Origin of the sequence: Tsukamurella sp. TY48, from assembly GCF_019656655.1 — a bacterium.
GTDB classification, from domain to species: Bacteria; Actinomycetota; Actinomycetes; order Mycobacteriales; family Mycobacteriaceae; genus Tsukamurella; species Tsukamurella strandjordii.
The window spans coordinates 602,344-619,025 of record NZ_BPMV01000002.1; the positions used below are offsets into that span (position 1 = coordinate 602,344).

Annotated in this window: 19 protein-coding genes; 7 read left to right on the forward strand and 12 right to left on the reverse strand. The window is 69.5% G+C overall.

Features of this window, described 5'->3' with window-relative positions; genetic code table 11:
* Positions 1-20: 20 nt before the first annotated feature.
* On the reverse strand, positions 21-1,166 hold the full coding sequence (locus tag TTY48_RS18715) for an acyl-CoA dehydrogenase family protein (protein ID WP_220659145.1): 1,146 nt from the start codon (positions 1,164-1,166) through the stop codon (positions 21-23).
* Entirely contained in the window at positions 1,167-2,399 is a 1,233-nt protein-coding gene (locus TTY48_RS18720; protein WP_220659146.1) for an acyl-CoA dehydrogenase family protein, read from the reverse strand.
* A 59-nt stretch (positions 2,400-2,458) separates the two neighbouring features.
* On the opposite strand from TTY48_RS18720, the gene TTY48_RS18725 reads away from it, so the two are divergent.
* Entirely contained in the window at positions 2,459-3,046 is a 588-nt protein-coding gene (locus TTY48_RS18725; protein ID WP_220659147.1) for a QsdR family transcriptional regulator, read from the forward strand.
* 1 nt (position 3,047) lies between these two features.
* On the opposite strand, the gene TTY48_RS18730 is transcribed toward TTY48_RS18725, so the two are convergent.
* From TTY48_RS18730 to TTY48_RS18750, 5 genes are all read right to left on the reverse strand, one after another.
* Entirely contained in the window at positions 3,048-3,701 is a 654-nt protein-coding gene (locus TTY48_RS18730) for a DUF1345 domain-containing protein (RefSeq protein ID WP_220659148.1), read from the reverse strand.
* A gap of 17 nt (positions 3,702-3,718) precedes the next feature.
* The gene (gene hflX / locus TTY48_RS18735) at positions 3,719-5,137 is read right to left on the reverse strand and encodes a GTPase HflX (protein WP_220659149.1); all 1,419 of its coding nucleotides are present in this window, start codon (positions 5,135-5,137) and stop codon (positions 3,719-3,721) included.
* Between the two features lie 63 nt (positions 5,138-5,200).
* Positions 5,201-6,064, reverse strand: coding sequence for a diaminopimelate epimerase (gene dapF / locus TTY48_RS18740; RefSeq protein WP_220659150.1), 864 nt, complete (start codon positions 6,062-6,064; stop codon positions 5,201-5,203).
* 9 nt (positions 6,065-6,073) lie between these two features.
* Positions 6,074-6,994 (reverse strand): tRNA (adenosine(37)-N6)-dimethylallyltransferase MiaA, encoded by a 921-nt coding sequence (gene miaA / locus TTY48_RS18745; RefSeq protein WP_220659151.1) that lies wholly within the window; start codon positions 6,992-6,994, stop codon positions 6,074-6,076.
* Positions 6,991-7,611 carry a hypothetical protein gene (locus TTY48_RS18750; RefSeq protein ID WP_255585823.1) on the reverse strand — a complete coding sequence of 207 codons (621 nt, stop codon included), beginning with the start codon at positions 7,609-7,611 and terminating at the stop codon, positions 6,991-6,993. Before TTY48_RS18750 ends, miaA begins: the two co-directional genes overlap by 4 nt.
* Positions 7,612-7,738: 127 nt before the next feature.
* On the opposite strand from TTY48_RS18750, the gene TTY48_RS18755 reads away from it, so the two are divergent.
* Both TTY48_RS18755 and TTY48_RS18760 read left to right on the forward strand, forming a co-directional pair.
* Positions 7,739-9,088, forward strand: a complete 1,350-nt coding sequence (locus TTY48_RS18755; RefSeq protein WP_220659152.1) for a DUF349 domain-containing protein — start codon at positions 7,739-7,741, stop codon at positions 9,086-9,088.
* Positions 9,089-9,161: 73 nt separating this feature from the next.
* Complete coding sequence (locus TTY48_RS18760) at positions 9,162-9,563, forward strand: ATP-binding protein (protein WP_220659153.1); 402 nt, start codon at positions 9,162-9,164, stop codon at positions 9,561-9,563.
* Here TTY48_RS18760 and TTY48_RS18765 read toward each other — a convergent pair.
* Genes TTY48_RS18765 through TTY48_RS18775 form a run of 3 tightly spaced genes read right to left on the reverse strand, consistent with a single transcriptional unit; the run spans position 9,554 to position 11,969 of the window.
* The gene (locus tag TTY48_RS18765; protein ID WP_220659154.1) at positions 9,554-10,186 is read right to left on the reverse strand and encodes a hypothetical protein; all 633 of its coding nucleotides are present in this window, start codon (positions 10,184-10,186) and stop codon (positions 9,554-9,556) included. The two genes, TTY48_RS18760 and TTY48_RS18765, sit on opposite strands and share 10 nt — an antisense overlap.
* Before the next feature lie 58 nt (positions 10,187-10,244).
* Positions 10,245-11,756 (reverse strand): tRNA (N6-isopentenyl adenosine(37)-C2)-methylthiotransferase MiaB, encoded by a 1,512-nt coding sequence (miaB, locus tag TTY48_RS18770; protein ID WP_374758727.1) that lies wholly within the window; start codon positions 11,754-11,756, stop codon positions 10,245-10,247.
* A gap of 57 nt (positions 11,757-11,813) precedes the next feature.
* Positions 11,814-11,969 (reverse strand): hypothetical protein, encoded by a 156-nt coding sequence (locus tag TTY48_RS18775; RefSeq protein WP_220659155.1) that lies wholly within the window; start codon positions 11,967-11,969, stop codon positions 11,814-11,816.
* Between the two features lie 199 nt (positions 11,970-12,168).
* Between TTY48_RS18775 and TTY48_RS18780 the strand changes: the two genes are divergently transcribed.
* Genes TTY48_RS18780 through TTY48_RS18795 form a run of 4 tightly spaced genes read left to right on the forward strand, consistent with a single transcriptional unit; the run spans position 12,169 to position 15,444 of the window.
* Positions 12,169-12,897 (forward strand): amino acid ABC transporter ATP-binding protein, encoded by a 729-nt coding sequence (locus TTY48_RS18780; protein ID WP_220659627.1) that lies wholly within the window; start codon positions 12,169-12,171, stop codon positions 12,895-12,897.
* A 2-nt stretch (positions 12,898-12,899) separates the two neighbouring features.
* The gene (locus TTY48_RS18785) at positions 12,900-13,871 is read left to right on the forward strand and encodes a glutamate ABC transporter substrate-binding protein (protein ID WP_220659156.1); all 972 of its coding nucleotides are present in this window, start codon (positions 12,900-12,902) and stop codon (positions 13,869-13,871) included.
* Complete coding sequence (locus TTY48_RS18790; RefSeq protein ID WP_220659157.1) at positions 13,868-14,551, forward strand: amino acid ABC transporter permease; 684 nt, start codon at positions 13,868-13,870, stop codon at positions 14,549-14,551. The genes TTY48_RS18785 and TTY48_RS18790 overlap by 4 nt, the downstream gene beginning before the upstream one ends.
* Complete coding sequence (locus tag TTY48_RS18795; RefSeq protein WP_220659158.1) at positions 14,548-15,444, forward strand: amino acid ABC transporter permease; 897 nt, start codon at positions 14,548-14,550, stop codon at positions 15,442-15,444. The genes TTY48_RS18790 and TTY48_RS18795 overlap by 4 nt, the downstream gene beginning before the upstream one ends.
* Positions 15,445-15,500: 56 nt before the next feature.
* On the opposite strand, the gene TTY48_RS18800 is transcribed toward TTY48_RS18795, so the two are convergent.
* Positions 15,501-15,875, reverse strand: a complete 375-nt coding sequence (locus TTY48_RS18800; RefSeq protein WP_220659159.1) for a VOC family protein — start codon at positions 15,873-15,875, stop codon at positions 15,501-15,503.
* A gap of 211 nt (positions 15,876-16,086) precedes the next feature.
* The gene (locus TTY48_RS18805) at positions 16,087-16,680 is read right to left on the reverse strand and encodes a regulatory protein RecX (RefSeq protein WP_220659160.1); all 594 of its coding nucleotides are present in this window, start codon (positions 16,678-16,680) and stop codon (positions 16,087-16,089) included.
* Positions 16,681-16,682: the final 2 nt, after the last annotated feature.

Here is a 16,682-nt window from a genome sequence, read left to right on the forward strand (position 1 = left end):
GCCTCGTCGTCCAGTCGATCTCAGCGGGTGGCCTCCGCGTACCGGTGCAGATGATCGGTGGCGGATCCGAATTCGGTCTCGATCGCGGTGAGGCGCTTGAAGTAGTGGCCGATGGCCAGTTCCTCCGTCAGGCCCATGCCGCCGTGCAGCTGCACGGCGTTCTGGCCGATGAATCGGGCCGCGCGGGCGATGGTGACCTTCGCCGCCGAGACGCCGCGGCGCCGTCGCTGCTCGGTACCGTCCAGGTTCAGTACGGCGAGGTAGGTGGCCGCCACCGCCTGCTCCAGCTCCAGTGACATGTCCACCATGCGATGCTGCAAGGCCTGGAAGGAGCCGATCGGGACACCGAACTGCTTGCGCTGCTTGGCGTACTCCACGGTGTCCGCCACCACGCGGCGCATGATTCCCACGGCTTCGGCGCACACCGCCGCGGCACCGTCGTCGAGGGCGCGTTCGATCACCGGCCAGGCCCGCCCCGGGGTACCGAGCAGCGCGGACGCCGGAACCACCACATCGGTGAAGGTCAGATCACCCGTGTGGTGATCGTCGATGGTCCGGAAGTACTGGGCGGTGATGCCGGCGGGCGGAGCCTGCGGATCGAACTCCAGCAGGAACAGTGACAGGCCCTCCCGGTCGAGCCGCTCCCCCGTGGTGCGCGCGGCGACGATGAGGTGGGTGGCCAGCGGAAGGTCGGCCACCACGATCTTGGCGCCGGAGAGCACGTAGCCGTCGCCCTGCGCCGTCGCGGTGAGCTGGACGTCCCAGGGCTCGCGGCCGGAATCGGGCTCGGTGAGCGCGAAGGCGATCCGGGCCTCCCCCTCGGCGATCCGTTCCGCCACCGCATCGGCGGCGGTGCCACCGGCGCCGGTGAGCAGGGAGCCACCCACCACCGCGGTGCCGATGTAGGGCTCGACCACCAGGGAGCCGCCGAGCGCCTCGCTGATCACCATCATCTCCTCCGGGCCACCGCCGAGGCCGCCCACGGACTCGGGCAGGGTCGCGGCGAGAATGCCCAGTTCGGTGGCGAAGGCCCGCCACACGTCCGGCTGCCAACCGGTGGCCGAGCGCGCCGCCTGCCGCGATTCGAGCAGCGGGTACCGGCCCGAGAGGTACGCGGTCACGGAGTCGCGCAGCAATGTCTGTTCGTCGGTCAGTGTGAAGTCCATTTACAGCCCCAATGCCGCTTTCGCCAGGATGTTCCGTTGAATCTCGTTGGAGCCGGCGTAGATCGAGCCGGCGCGATCGTTGAAGTAGCGCAGCGGTGCGACAGCCTGCCAGAGGTCGCCGCTGTGCGCGCCGTCGGCCGGCGGGATGTACTCCACCACCGGTCCACCGGGCCGGGTCACGTGCGGCTGGTACACCCGGCCGCGCGGTCCCGCGCTCTTGTGGATGAACTCGGTGATCGCCTGACTGATCTCGGTGCCGAGGATCTTCAGCATCGACGACGCGGGCCCGGGATTGCCGCCCGCCGAGAGCACCGCCAGCGAGCGGTGTTCGAGGATCTCCAGCACATCGACCCGCGCACGCAGCTCGGCGAGACCGAGCTCGAAGTCGGGATCCTCCGCCAGCGGCTTTCCGGCGCGGCCGGGCACCGTCTTCGCCTGTTCGGCGAGGCGGTCGAGTGAGACCTCCAACCACGGGGCGGAGGCACCGCCGCCGCGTTCGAATTCGAGGAGGTACTTAGCCACCGTCCAGCCCTCGTCGATCTCGCCCAGTACGTTCGCCTTCGGCACCCTCACCTTGTCGAAGAAGACCACGTTCTGCACCTCCTCACCGGAGGCCATGACCAGCGGCTGGATCTCGATGCCGGGCACCGTCATATCGAGGAGGATGAACGTGATCCCCTGCTGTTTGCGCTCCTGCTTGGAGGTGCGCACCAGGGCGAACATCCAGTTCGCCTCGCGGGCGTGGGTGGTCCAGATCTTCGAACCGCTCAGCAGGAAGTCGTCGCCGTCGGACTCGGCGCGCATCGACAGCGACGCGAGATCGGATCCCGATTCGGGCTCGGAGTAGCCCTGGCAGAAGAACACCGAGGCGTCGAGGATGCCGGGGAGGAAGAACTTCTTCTGCTCCTCGGTGCCGAACTTGATGATGGCGTGCGCCACCATCCGGATCCCCATCGGCGAGAGGAAGGGCGCCCCGGCCAGCACGGATTCACGCGAGAAGAGGTAGTGCTGCGCCACCGTCCAGTCCTGGCCGCCGTACTCCACCGGCCACGCCGGCGCGGCCCAGCCGCGCTCGTGCAGGATCGCCTGCCACTGCAGACTGGCCTCGTGGTCGGAGTAGACGCTGGTGGCCAGATCGCCGGCCGCGCGCAGGTCTGCGGTGAGATGCGTGTCCAGGAACGCGCGCACGTCGTCCCGGAACGCCTCCTCCTCCGCTGTGAACTTCACATCCATGCAGGATTCTCCTCAGATGAACTTTTGACACCCGCCAACGGGCGAGACAAAATAGGATTATGTCTCATCCTGACCGATCTGCCAACCAGCTCGCCCTGATCCAGTGCGCGGCCGAGTGGTTCCGCGACGGCCGCCGGGTGGACATCGGCCAGCTCGCCTCGGCACAGGGGGTGGGCCGTGCCACGGTGTACCGCTGGTTCGGAAGCCGCGAACACGTCGTGGGGGAAGCGATCTGGTCGGGCATCGCGCAGGCCATCGTGCGCGTGGAGGCCGACGAGCCGGTGCGCGACCGTGCTGCCTTCCTGCGCGCCTTCGATCGGCTCGCGCACGAGGTGCGCAGCTATCCCCCGCTCGCCCGGTTCGCGGCCGACGAGCCCGAGTTCGCGATGCGGGTGCTGCAGTCCGGCGGCAGCGTGGTGCAGGCCCGGCTGATCGGATGGGTGCGGGACTGGCTCACCGAGATCGGCGTGCCGCACGCGGAGGGCGTGCACGGGGTGTCCGCCGACGATCTCGCCTACGCGATCGTGCGGCTCGCGGAATCGTTTCTGTGGTCGGACATGATCATCGGCACCGAGCCCCAGCCCGGGAAGGCGACACCGATGGTGGAACTGCTCCTCCTGGGCGCCGAGACCTCGGCGGACCGCTGACCTAGCCCGAGACGATCCCGACCACGAGATTGATCGCCGTCGCCAGGATCAGGGTGCCGAAGACGTACGACAGCAGGCAGTGCCGCAGCACCACGCTGCGGATCTCCCGCGACGAGACCGAGGTGTCGGACACCTGGTAGGTCATGCCGAGGTTGTAGCTGAAGTAGAAGAAGTCCCGGTAGGCCGGCGGATCGTCGCTGTTGAAGTCGATGCCTCCGGGGGTGTCGCCGCGGTCGCCGTAGAACAGGTCGGCGTACTGCGTGGCGTAGGTCAGGTGCAGCGCCGCCCACACCGAGAACGCGGCGATCAGCGCCGCCGCAGCGGCGGCGTCCTTGTTCTCGGATTCGCCCGCCACCAGCAGTGTCACGATCGCGACCAGGCCGCTCAGGGCGATCACCGCCACCACGAGCTCGGTGACCTTGGGCCGGAAGTCCTCCCGCTGCACCGTCGCCCGTGTCGAGTCGGCGTCGAGCGGCCACAGCACCATCCACCCGGTGATGACGAAGGCCGCGGCCGCCGCCCCGATCCCGGCCAGCACACCCAGTGTCGGATCCACCAGGAACCCGACGGCACCGGTCACGATCACCCCGACCAGGAGCGCGGACGCAAGACGCGTTCCGGCCGACAGCGGTGGGCCCGACGGGGTTCGACTCATGCGTCGATTCTGCGCGACTACCCCGGGAACTGCGACAGCAGGCCCGCGAGAGGACCCGGGACACGAGCGGTGATGCGCGTACCGTCGGCCTCGTGCTCGGTCGTGAGGATCGTGCCCTCGGCATGGATCCGCGCCACCAGATCGCCGCGCTCGTAGGGCACCAGCGCGGTGACCTCCACATCGCCCGCGGTGATCAGCTCCGTCATTCGCGCCAACAGCTCGTCGATGCCCTCACGGGTGTGCGCCGAGACGAACACCGCCTCGGGCAGCGCCACCCGCAGCTGGGCGAGCACCACCGGATCGGCGGCATCGATCTTGTTGATCACCAACAGTTCCCGCGGAAGCGACGCCTCACGCTCCCCCGCGACATCGCGCAAGACGTGCCGCACGGCGTCGATCTGGCGCTGCGGCATCGGATCGCTGCCGTCGACCACGTGCACCAGCAGGTCGGCGTCGACGACCTCCTCCAGCGTGGAGCGGAAGGCCTCGACCAGCTGCGTGGGCAGGTGCCGCACGAAGCCGACGGTGTCGGTGAAGACCACATCGCGGCCATCGGTCAGCGTGCCGTGCCGGGTGGTGGGATCGAGCGTCGCGAACAGCGCGTTCTGGACCAGGACCCCGGCGTCGGTGAGCGCGTTGAGCAGGCTCGACTTGCCGGCGTTGGTGTACCCGGCGATGGCCACGGCGGGCACTCCGGAGCGGCGGCGGGCCCCGCGCTTGGTATCGCGGGCCTGCTTCATGCCCTTGATCTCGCGGCGCAGCTTCGCCATCCGCTCGCGGATGCGCCGGCGGTCGGTCTCGATCTTCGTCTCACCGGGACCACGCAGGCCCACGCCGCCGTTACTGCCCGCGCGGCCACCGGCCTGCCGGGACAGCGCCTCACCCCAACCACGCAGCCGCGGCAGCATGTACTCCATCTGCGCCAGGCTCACCTGGGCCTTGCCCTCCCGGGAGGTGGCGTGCTGGGCGAAGATGTCGAGGATCAGCGCGGTGCGGTCGATCACCTTGACCTTCACCACCTTCTCCAACGCGTTGAGCTGTGCGGGAGTGAGCTCGCCGTCGCAGATCACGGTGTCGGCGCCGGTGGCGAGCACCACCTCGCGCAGCTCGTGGGCCTTGCCCGAGCCGATGTAGGTGGCGGGGTCCGGGCGGTCGCGGCGCTGGATGAGGCCCTCGAGGACCTCGGAGCCCGCGGTCTCGGCGAGCGCCTTGAGCTCGGCGAGCGAGGAATCCGCCTGCGCCGCGGAGCCCTCGGTCCACACGCCGACCAGGACCACCTGCTCCAGGCGGAGCTGCCGATATTCGACCTCGGTGACATCGTCGAGCTCGGTCGAGAGACCGGCGACGCGGCGCAGCGACGAGCGCTCTTGCAACTGGAGTTCACCGACGGTGGGCTGCGCCCGATCGATCGGCTCCCAGGTATCTGTGTCTGTCATATGCCTCCAGTGTGGCACGCGGACACGTCCGAGGTCACGCAGGTTTTCGCCGAGCGAACGCGGTCAGGCCCCCAGGGCGGAGGTCCGGACGGTGCCGGTGGCCACGATGCGGCTCGGCCCGCGCAGGGTCGCGCCGTCCGCCCCGATGGTGACGGTGACCGTCCCGCCCGGGACGTGCACGTCCACCGCGCCCGTCTCCAGTCCGGCGGCGCGCAGGGCGGCGACCGCGGCCGCGACGGTGCCCGTTCCGCAGGACCGGGTCTCGCCCGAGCCGCGCTCGTGCACCCGCATGTGCACGGCGCCGTCGGCGAGCGGGGTGAGCACCTCGACGTTCGTGCCGTGCGGGAACAGGCCGTGATCGAAGGTGGGCGCGGTCTTGACGTCGAGATTCCGCAGATCCTCGAGGGTGAGTCCGGGAACCACGCAGGCCAGGTGCGGATTGCCCACGTCGACGGCGATACCGGCGAGATCGCGGCCGTCCACGCCCGCCGACGAGGCGCCGAAGACGGTGGTCGGCCCCATCGCCACGGAGACCTCCGCCGCCTCGGGATCGGCGTGGTGCACCACGACGGCCCGGGCGCCCGCCCGCGATCCGACCACGAACTCGGAGCCCGGTACCAGCGACGAGGCCGCCAGGAAGTGTGCGAAGACGCGCACCCCGTTGCCGCACATCTCGGCGACCGAACCGTCGGAGTTGCGGTAGTCCATGAACCAGTCCTCGCGCCCCACGCCCGCCGGCAGCGCATCCAGCACACCGGCGTCCCGCAGGTCGCCCGCGCGCGCGACGCGCAGCACACCGTCGGCCCCGATACCCGCGCGGCGGTCGCACAGCGCCGCCACGAATCCGGGCGTGAGATCGATGTCGACCGAGGGGTCCGGCAGGATCACGAAATCGTTCTCCGTGCCGTGTCCCTTGAGGAAATCCATGCCGTCAGTCTACGGCCGCCACGGCGCCGAACGATGGGCGGTGAGCGCGGCGTCGAGCAGGTCCTCCCGCGCGGCGTCGAGCCACACGACGCGGGGGTCGCGCCGGAACCACGAGCGCTGACGCCGCACGTACCGGCGGGTGCCGATGAACGTGAGCTCGCGGGCCTGATCGAGGTCGTATTCGCCGTCGAACGCGGCCAGCACCTGGGCGTAGCCGATGGCGCGCGACGCGGTGACGCCCTCGCGCAGCCCCGCGGCCTCCAGCGCCCGCACCTCGTCCGCGAGGCCACCGTCGAACATCGCTCGGGTCCGCAGGTCGATCCTGGCGTCGAGCAGGTCGGTGTCGCGGTCGAGCGCCACGATCGCCGTGTCCCATCGGGCGGGCCCGATCTCGGGCGCCGAGGCCGCGAAGGGCTCCCCCGTGATGGTGACGACCTCGAGCGCCCGCACGATCCGCCGGCCGTCGGTGCTGAGGATCTTCGCCCCCGCCGCGGGGTCGAGCGCCGTGAGTTCGCGGTGCAAGGCGAGCGGGCCGATCTCGGCGAGCCGGTCCTCGAATCGCTTGCGCACCTGGGGATCGGTGGCGGGAAAGCTCCACTCGTCGAGCAGGGCCTGGTAATACATCATCGAGCCGCCCACGATCACCGGCGTCCTCCCCGCCGCCAGCAGCGCCTCCACATCGGCGCGAGCCCGCTCCTGATACGCGGCGACCGTGGCGGTCTCGGTCACGTCGAGCACATCGAGCTGATGGTGGGCGATGCCGCGACGCTCGACTTCGGGGAGCTTCGCGGTGCCGATGTCCATGCCGCGGTACATCTGCATCGCGTCGATGTTGATGATCTCGCCGTCGAGCCGCTCCGCCAGGTCGAGCGCCAGATCCGATTTGCCGGTCGCGGTGGGACCGACGATGGCGACGGGGCGCACCGTCATCCCGCCCCGCCCGTCGCCACGAGGTAGCCCACGCCGAAGGGCGCGTCGCGGTACAGCGTGCGCACGACTCCGGTGCGGAGGGCCTCGGCGGCGGCGGCCCACTCCGGTGCCAGGCCGTCGGTCGGGGCACCGTCGCACACAGCGGCGCATTCGGCGGCGAAGATCTCGGCGTCGTCCGGGCGGAAACCGCCGGGCGCGCGCTCGGTGAGGGTGTTCGGACCGTCGAGCACGAAGACGGTGCCGTCCGCGGGCTCGTCCGGGCCGACGATCCGTGTCGACGCGGCGGTGCGCCCCCGCAGCCACGCCGCGATGAGGAGCGGCAGCGGCCATCGCGGATCGGGGGCCGCATCGCCCGACGGTGCGCCCGGCGCCCCGGTGACCAGCACATCGGCACCGTATCCGGCGAAGGTCCCGGCACCCTCGCGGCTGGTCAGCGGCTCGGCGCCGATGATCCGCCAGGTAGCCGCGCGCGCTCCGAGCCACGTACCGGCGGCGACGACGGCGGCGCGCAGGCGATCGGCCTCGGGATCGCCGGGAACGCCGACCAACTCGGGCACGAGCAGCGGAGCGCCCGGGATCACGATGGCGGGCCCGGAGCGGGGCGGAATGGAATGCACGACGAGAACGCTAATCGATCGCGCCGGACCGGCCACGGAGTGATTCAATGGACTGCAGGTCCACAGGGTGTGGGCCCAGACGACCGGCAGCCGTGACGCGCGGCGCAGACGACAAGGGGAAACCACCGTGGCCGAGAACGACCCGATCGCACCGAGCGCGCCGAAGCCTCACCCCGGGCCCAAGCCGCATCCGGGGCCCCGCCCCGCAGTGCCTCGCCCGCACGCCCCGGCGGTTCCCGCCGCTCGTGTACGCCCCGCATCGGATCCCACGAAGTTCGGCCGCGTCGACCCCGACGGAACGGTGTACGTGACCTCCTCGGCCGGTGAGCGGCCGGTCGGTTCCTGGCAGGCCGGCGAATCCGCCGAGGGCCTCGCCCACTTCGGCCGCAAGTACGACGAGCTGGCCACCGAGGTCGAGGTGCTCGAGGAGCGCCTGGCCAGCGGCACCGGGGATCCGAAGAAGGTGCGCAGCGCGGCCCAGCAGATCGCCGACGGGCTGCCGACGGCCGCCGTCGTGGGCGACCTGGACTCCCTCGCCGCGCGGGTCGGCGCGCTGCTGACCGGCGCGGACACCGCGATCGTCACGGCGACCGCCGACCGCGAGAAGGGTCGCGCGGAGGCCATCGCCCGCAAGGAGGCCCTCGCCGCCGAGGCCGAGCAGATCGCATCCGACTCCACCCAGTGGAAGACCGCGGGCGACCGGATGCGCGCCCTGCTGGACGAGTGGAAGACGATCAAGGGCGTCGACCGCAAGACCGACGATGCCCTGTGGAAGCGCTACTCCAAGGCACGCGACGCCTTCAACAAGCGGCGCGGCGCCCACTTCGCCGAGCTCGACCGCGAGCGGGCCGGAGCCAAGGCCCGCAAGGAAGAGCTCATCGCCGAGGCCGAGAAGCTCAAGAACGACACCACGTGGGGTGAGACCTCCGCGAAGTTCCGGGATCTGCTGTCGAAGTGGAAGGCCGCCGGCCGCGCGCCGCGCGACACCGACGATGCGCTGTGGGCCCGGTTCAAGGGAATCCAGGACGAGTTCTTCGCGGCCCGCAACGCCGCCGCCAATGAGCGCGACGCCGAGTTCGCCGAGAACGGCAAGGCCAAGCAGGCCCTGCTCGACGAGTACGCGCCGCGGATCGATCCGGCGCAGAACCTCAGCGGATCGAAGGCCGCACTGCGCGAGCTGCAGGACAAGTGGGAGGCCATCGGCAAGGTCCCCCGCGAGCAGATGGGATCGCTCGAGGCCGGCATCCGGGCGCTGGAGAAGAAGGTCAAGTCGGCCGACGACAGTCAGTGGCGCCGCACCGACCCCGAGGCCACGGCCCGCGCCGCGCAGTTCCGCGAGCGCGTCGCGCAGTTCGAGGACCAGGCCGAGAAGGCGGAGAAGGCCGGCAAGAAGAAGGACGCCACGCGGCTGCGGGAGCAGGCGCAGCAGTGGCGCGAGTGGGCCGACGCCGCCGAGAGCGCGGTCGAGAACCGCTAGTCGCGCCGTGTTCGTCCGGAGCCTCTCGGTCTCGCCGGAGCGAGGCCGGGGCCTGCCGGCATGGGTCCGTTCAGTGCCCGCGTTGGCACCGCTCATGGCCGGTGGGGAACTGCCGCTCACCGCTCACCTGACCTTCGTGGTTGGCGAGAACGGCTCCGGGAAATCGACGCTGGTCGAGGCGATCGCCGAACAGTTCGGGCTCGACGCCCGCGGCGGTCGCGCCGCCAAGCTGGGCGGCAATCTCGATACCCCGAAGACCCCGCTCGGCGAGGCGCTACACCTGGACCTGACGATGCGCGGCCTGGCGATGCGCCGCGGACCGCGCACCGCACGGCGAGACCTACCTGGGCGAACTGGTGACCGCGCCCGAGGCGCCCCAGCCGGAGGCGCCGCGCACCGTCGCCCCGGGTGCGGAGGAGGCGTTCATCGCACGCCTGCGGGAACGGATCTACCGCGAGGACTGAGCTACTGCTGATCGGTGGAGGGGCGCTCGGCCTGGACCGGGCGGTGCACGCCGATGTTGTTGGTGCGGGCGAAGCCCTCCCACTTCTCGGCGGCGTCGCGACGCTCCTGCTCGGCCGCGCGCTGGAAGGCGGTGCGCGCCCAGATGGTCTTGATCCACACGATCGCGAGCACGATCATCGCGAACCAGCCGAGCAGCAGGCCGATGCCCGCGCCCGACGGCGGCTCGCCGTGCAGGCCCGGGGTCTGCCGCGACCACACGGACAGCAGGCCGAAGACGAATCCCACGCCGCAGCCGGCGCCGGCGATCACCGCGAGCACCCAGCGGCGGGTGAGCACCGCGGCACCGGAGGCGATCACGCCGAACAGCACCTCGAGCCACACGAAGATCTTGGAGACGATCACCAGCGAGCTGTTGTCCGCGTGCGCATCACCCATGAGGATCTGCAGGCCCGTGACCGAGCCGGTGTGCGGCAGCGCGAGCGAACCGATGACGACGAGCACCGCCACGGCGGCCACGAGGATCCGCGGACCGGGCTCGAACTCGCCCGCGAGCTTCTTCTCGACGGACTCGACCTGCGTGCGCAGTTCCTCGAGCTCTTCGGCGCTCTGCGGGTTCTCGCTGTCGGCGTTCATGGGCTCCATTGTCCACCCCGGGCGGGTCGTTGTCTCCTACAGGTCGTCGTAGAGCTCGTCAGCAGGTCGAGCAGCCCGTCGATGCGGGCTCCGCGGCCGCGGCGGGACGCCCCACCGGCGGCAGTCCGAGCCCGACCCCGACGGGCGCGGTGACCGGCGTGATCGACGCCTCGACGTTGTCGCCCGCGCGGGTGCGGCGATGCGTGAGAACGCCGCCGTCCGCCACCAGGTGGTGCGGCGCGGCGCCGGTGATCTCGACCTCGACCACGTCACCGGGGCGGATGTCCTCGCGCCCCGCGAAGTGCACGAGCCGGCCGTCGCGGGCGCGGCCGGACATCCGCTTGGTCTCGGCGTCCTTGCGGCCCTCGCCGAGCGCGACCAGGAGCTCGACGCGGCGGCCCACCTGCTTCTGGTTCTCCTCGAGTGTGATCCGCTCCTGCAGCGCGATGAGCCGGTCGTAGCGCTCCTGCACCACCTTCTTCGGCAGCTGGTCGGGCAGGTCGGCCGCGGGCGTGCCGGGACGGATCGAGTACTGGAAGGTGAAGGCGGAGCTGAACCGCGCCTTCTCCACCACGTCGAGGGTGGCCTGGAAGTCCTCCTCGGTCTCCCCCGGGAAGCCGACGATGATGTCGGTGGTGATCGCGGCGTGCGGAATGCGCTCGCGCACCTTGTCGAGGATGCCGAGGAACTTCGTGCTGCGGTAGCTGCGCCGCATGTCCTTGAGCACCTTGTCGGAGCCGGACTGCAGCGGCATGTGCAGCTGCGGGCAGATGTTCGGGGTCTCGGCCATCGCGTCGATCACGTCGTCGGTGAACTCGGCGGGGTGCGGGCTGGTGAACCGCACCCGCTCCAGGCCCTCGATCCGGCCGCAGGCGCGCAGCAGGTCGGCGAAGGCGGCCCGGTCGCGCGGAATCTCGGGGTCGGCGAAGTTCACGCCGTAGGCGTTGACGTTCTGCCCGAGCAGGGTGACCTCGGAAACGCCCTGGTCGACGAGGGCCTGCACCTCGGCCAGGATGTCGCCCGGGCGGCGGTCGACCTCCTTGCCACGCAGGCTGGGGACGATGCAGAAGGTGCAGGTGTTGTTGCACCCGACGGAGATGGAGACCCAGCCGGCGTAGGCGCTCTCGCGGCGGGCGGGCAGGGTCGACGGGAAGGCGTCCAGCGCCTCCTTGATCTCGACCTCGGCCTTGCTGTTGTGCCGCGCCCGCTCCAGCAGGGTGGGCAGCGAGCCGATGTTGTGGGTACCGAAGACCACGTCGACCCACGGCGCCTTGTCGACGACGGTGCCGCGGTCCTTCTGGGCCAGGCACCCGCCGACGGCGATCTGCATGCCCGGCCGCTCGCGCTTGACGGGCGCGAGGTGGCTGAGGTTGCCGTACAGCTTGTTGTCCGCGTTCTCGCGGACCGCGCAGGTGTTGAAGACCACGAGGTCGGCCTGCTCGTCGCCGTCCGCGCGCACGTAGCCGGCGTCCTCGAGCAGGCCCGACAGGCGCTCGGAGTCGTGCACGTTCATCTGACACCCGTAGGTACGGACCTCATACGTGCGGCTCTGGTGGGCGGATTCGATCACCTCACCAGGATATCGGCAGGAGCAAATCGTTCGATTCGCCTCACCGCCGCGGCGGGATCACTCCTCGGATTCGAGCTGCTCCAGCTCCGTGTCCGACTCGGAGTCGAAATCGGCGCCGACGGCGGCACGGGCGTCCACCTCGGCCTGCGCGGCCTCCGCCTGGGCCTGCGCCGCGGTCTCGTTCAGGTCGGAGAGGTTCTCGTCGTTCGCCATGATTCGACTCTAGGCGTGCCGAGGACGATGCGCAGCGCGATGCCGCACAGTCCGGATCGGCCCGTCACGGCGGCACGAGCGTGCTGAGTGCGACTCCGCCGCACCAATAACCACGAACTTTACGCGGATGAAACCTCGAAACTCCTAGGCTCTCCCCATGACCACTCCCGAAGCGACCGCGCCCACCGGCGCGGCCCCGATGATCGAGATCCAGTCGGCCGACAAATACTTCGGCGATCTTCACGTACTCAAGGACATCAACTTGACCGTGCCGAAGGGGCAGGTCGTCGTCGTGCTGGGCCCGTCCGGCTCCGGCAAGTCGACCCTGTGCCGCACCATCAACCGCCTGGAGCCGATCAACTCCGGCACCATCCGGATCGACGGCTCCGTGCTCCCCGAGGAGGGTCGCGGCCTCGCGGCACTCCGCGCCGATGTGGGCATGGTCTTCCAGTCCTTCAACCTGTTCTCCCACAAGTCGATCATCGACAACGTGACCCTGGCACCGATCAAGGTGCGCAAGAAGTCGGCGGCCGACGCCCGCAAACGCGGGATGGAACTGCTGGACCGCGTGGGTATCGCCAGCCAGGCCGACAAGATGCCGGCACAGCTCTCCGGTGGACAGCAGCAGCGCGTGGCCATCGCCCGGGCGCTGGCCATGGAGCCCAAGGTCATGCTGTTCGACGAGCCGACCTCCGCGCTCGACCCCGAGATGGTCAACGAGGTCCTCGACGTGATGGTCTCCCTCGCCAAGGAGGGCATGACGATGGTCGTGGTGACCCACGAGATGGGCTTCGCCCGCAAGGCCGCGGACCGGATCCTGTTCATGGCCGACGGCGCGATCGTCGAGGACACCGATCCCGAGTCCTTCTTCAACAAGCCGAAGTCCAGCCGCGCCAAGGACTTCCTGTCGAAGATCCTGAGCCACTGATGATGAGTAGACGAAGGAGTACCCGCCTACTCGCGGTCGTGATCGCGAGCATCGCCATGGTCGGCGGTCTGGTCGCGTGCGGCAGCACCGGCCCCCGCGATCTGCTCAAGTCCATCGAATCGGGGTCGGTGATCCTGGGCACGAAGTACGACCAGCCCGGTCTCGGCCTGCGCAATCCCGACAAGTCGATGTCCGGCTTCGACGTGGACGTCAGCTCGTACGTGGTGAATTCGATCGCCAAGACCAACGGCTGGAAAGAACCGAAGATCCGCTGGCGCGAGACGCCTTCCGCGCAGCGCGAGACGCTGATCAACAACGGCGAGGTCGACATGATCGCCGCGACCTACTCGATCAACGCGGCACGCTCGAAGAAGGTCGACTTCGCCGGCCCGTACCTCGTGGTGAGGCAGGGCCTGCTGGTGCGCAAGGACGATCAGAGCCTGCAGCAGCTCGCCGATCTCAACAACGGCAAGAAGCTGTGCTCGGCCGCCGGTTCCACCTCCGCCCAGAACGTGAAGGCGCAGCTGCCCGGTGTGCAGCTGCAAGAGTTCGACTCGTACTCCACCTGTACCGAGGCGCTGCACCAGAAGAGCATCGACGCCCTCACCACCGATGAGTCGATCCTGGCCGGCTTCAATCAGCAGTACGGCGGCGAGTTCCGCGTGGTCGACATGACCTACCTGACCGACCAGTGCATCAAGGGCTCGCAGAAGAAGGCGGGCAGCCCCTTCTCCACCGAGCGCTACGGCATCGGCATTCCCAAGAACAAGAAGCAGACGCAGGACGCCATCAACACCGCCATCAACGCGATGATCGCGGACGGCAGCTGGGAGAAGGCGCTGCGGAAGAACCTGGGCGACGCGGAGACGCAGCGCCTGATCGACCGTGCGGGTGGTTTCGACAAGTTCAAGCCCTCGGTCGGCGATCTCGCGTTCGTGAGCGCGCCCTCGACGAAGTGCGGAGGTGCCTCGTGACCACCATGTGGGACTACATGGGACCGCTGCTGTGGCCCGCGTTCTGGATGACGATCAAGCTCACCTTCTTCTCGGGTGTGATCGCCCTGGTGTGGGGCATGATCCTCGCCGGTATGGCGGTCGGCCCGGTGCCGATCATGCGCTCGTTCGCGAACTTCTACGTCAACGTGGTGCGCAACACCCCGCTCACGCTGATCATCCTGTTCTGCTGGATGGGCCTGTTCATGATGCTCGGCCTCACGCTGGCACCCCAGAACGACAGCTTCGTGCGGGAGAACAACTTCCGGCTCGCGATCCTCGGGCTCTCGTTCTACACCGCGGCCTTCGTGTGCGAGACCCTGCGCGCGGGCATCAACACCGTGCCCGTGGGTCAGGCCGAGGCGGCGCGTGCACTGGGCCTGCCCTTCTTCACGGTCTTCGGCACCATCGTCCTTCCCCAGGCGCTGCGCGCGGTGACCGCGCCGATGGGCAGCGTGCTCATCGCGCTGACCAAGAACAGCACGATCGCGTCGGTGATCGGTGTCTCCGAAGCGGCCTTGCTCATGAAGTCGTCGGTGGAGACCTATCCCGATTCGATCTACACCATCTTCGCGATCATCGCCGCCGGGTTCGTGGCGATCACGCTGCCGATGGGCCTGCTGTTCACCTACCTGGCCAACCGATTGGCGGTGAAGCGATGACCCAGCCGAACCCCGTGGACCTTCCCAACCCGGTGAACGATCTGCCGCCGAAGGCCCCGAAGATCAACCCGAAGCAGAAGGGCAGCGTGCTCTTCGATGCACGCGGCCCCAAGCAGCAGCGCCGGGACCAGCTCGTCGCGGTCGGCTTCATCGCCGCGATGATCGCCTTCGCGGTGTGGGTGCTGTGGGTCATGAACAACAAGGGCCAGCTCGCCTGGTCCAAGTGGGACATGATCGTCGACTCCCGGTTCTGGACCACCTACCTGATCCCGGGCCTGTGGGGCACGTTGCTGGCGGCGGTGGTCTCGATCATCTTCGCCATGGTGCTCGGCACCGTGCTCGGCCTGGGCCGCCTCTCGGATCACCGCGCCGTGCGCTGGCTCAGCGGTGCCGTGGTCGAGCTGTTCCGCGCGATCCCGGTGCTGATCCTGATCCTGTTCGCGTACTACGCCTTCGCGGCGGCATCGCTGTTCCCCTCCGCGCAGCTCGCGTTCGCGGCGGTGGTCTTCGGCCTCACGATGTACAACGGCTCGGTGATCGCCGAGATCATCCGCTCCGGCATCAACTCGCTCCCGAAGGGGCAGTCGGAGGCGGCCTCGGCGCTGGGCCTGCGGAAGAACCAGCTGATGCGGCTGATCCTGCTGCCGCAGGCGATCACGGCCATGCTGCCGGCGTTGATCTCGCAGATGGTGGTGGCGCTGAAGGACTCGGCGCTGGGCTACATCATCGGCTACACCGAGATCGTGCGGCAGGGTATCCAGGCCGGTATCACCTACCGTTCGCTGTTCGTGGCGCTGATCGTGGTGGCGGTCATCATGATCGTGATCAACTACGGCCTCACCCGTCTCGCCCGCTGGGTCGAGCGGAAGATGCGCGAGCGCCGCAGCCACTGAGGCTCCCCCGCCGAGGCCCCCGGAGTTCCGGCTCCGGGGGCCTCGTCGTGCATCCGTCAGAGGTACGGGCGGGTGAGCAGCTCGATGCCGTGCCCCGCGGGATCGCGGACGTACACGCCGCGGCCGCCGTGCTCGTGGTTGATCTCGCCGGGCCGCTGCCAGAACGGATCGGCGGCGTGATCGACACCGCGGTCCGTGAGCAGGGCGTAGGCACGATCGAAGTGGTCGTCGTCGACGAGGAAGGCGTAGTGCTGCGGCTGGATCTCGATCGGCGGCGCGGCGATCTGGAGGAGGACGCCGTCCTCGATCTCGAGATTGGTGAAGACGCCCCAGGAGTCGACGGACCGGGCTTCGAGGTAGTCGCGGTAGAACGTGGCGGACTGCGCACTATCGGCCGCGAAGATGATGGTGTGATTGAACCGTGCTGGCATGGCTTCCTTTCGTGGGAGTGGAGTATTCGTTCGAATTCCGTTCCCACGCGGCGGCGCCCGCGCCGTCAACCGTTCGCCGGATCACCCATCCGTGCGTGGCCCGAGGCCGTTCCGGCAGTCATGATTCGACCGTAGCGATTCGCCGGGAAAATAGCGAGGCCCCCGGAGTGTTCTCCGAGGGCCTCGCTTCGCCGGGGTTCTCCCCCTGGTCTTATTCGGCGGCCGCCTTGGCGCGGACCGCGTCGAGCACCACCGACAGCGCCAGCGACGGGTGGTAGCCGCGCCGGGCCAGCATGCCGACCAGCCGTTGAGTCAGCTTGTCGCGCTCGGTGCGGTCGTCCGGGATCTCGACGCGGGCGAGCTTGCGCTCCACCAATTCGGCGGCGCGTTCGGCCTCGGCGTCGCGGCTCACGGTGTCGAGCGCGGCGGCGGCCTCCGCCTCCCCGATGCCCTTGGTGCGCAGCTCCTGTGCCAGCGCACGCCGGCCGCGGCCCGAGAACCGGTGCCGCGACTCCACCCAGCGCTGGGCGAAGGCCGCATCGTCCACGAGGCCCGCCGCGGTGAACTTATCGAGCATGCGCTCGGTGAGTTCCTCGTCGAAACCCTTGCGCGCGAGCTTGGCCCGCAGCTCGCCCCGCGAATGATCGCGGGCGCCGAGGGCGCGATAGATCACGTCGCGGGCGAGCGCCTCCCGCTTGGCCGGATCCTGCTCGACCTGCCGCTCCGGCGCACCGTCGGCGTCACTGGGCCGGCGCCCACGACGCCGACGGCGCGAGACGACCTCATCGTCCGAGTAATCGGACACGG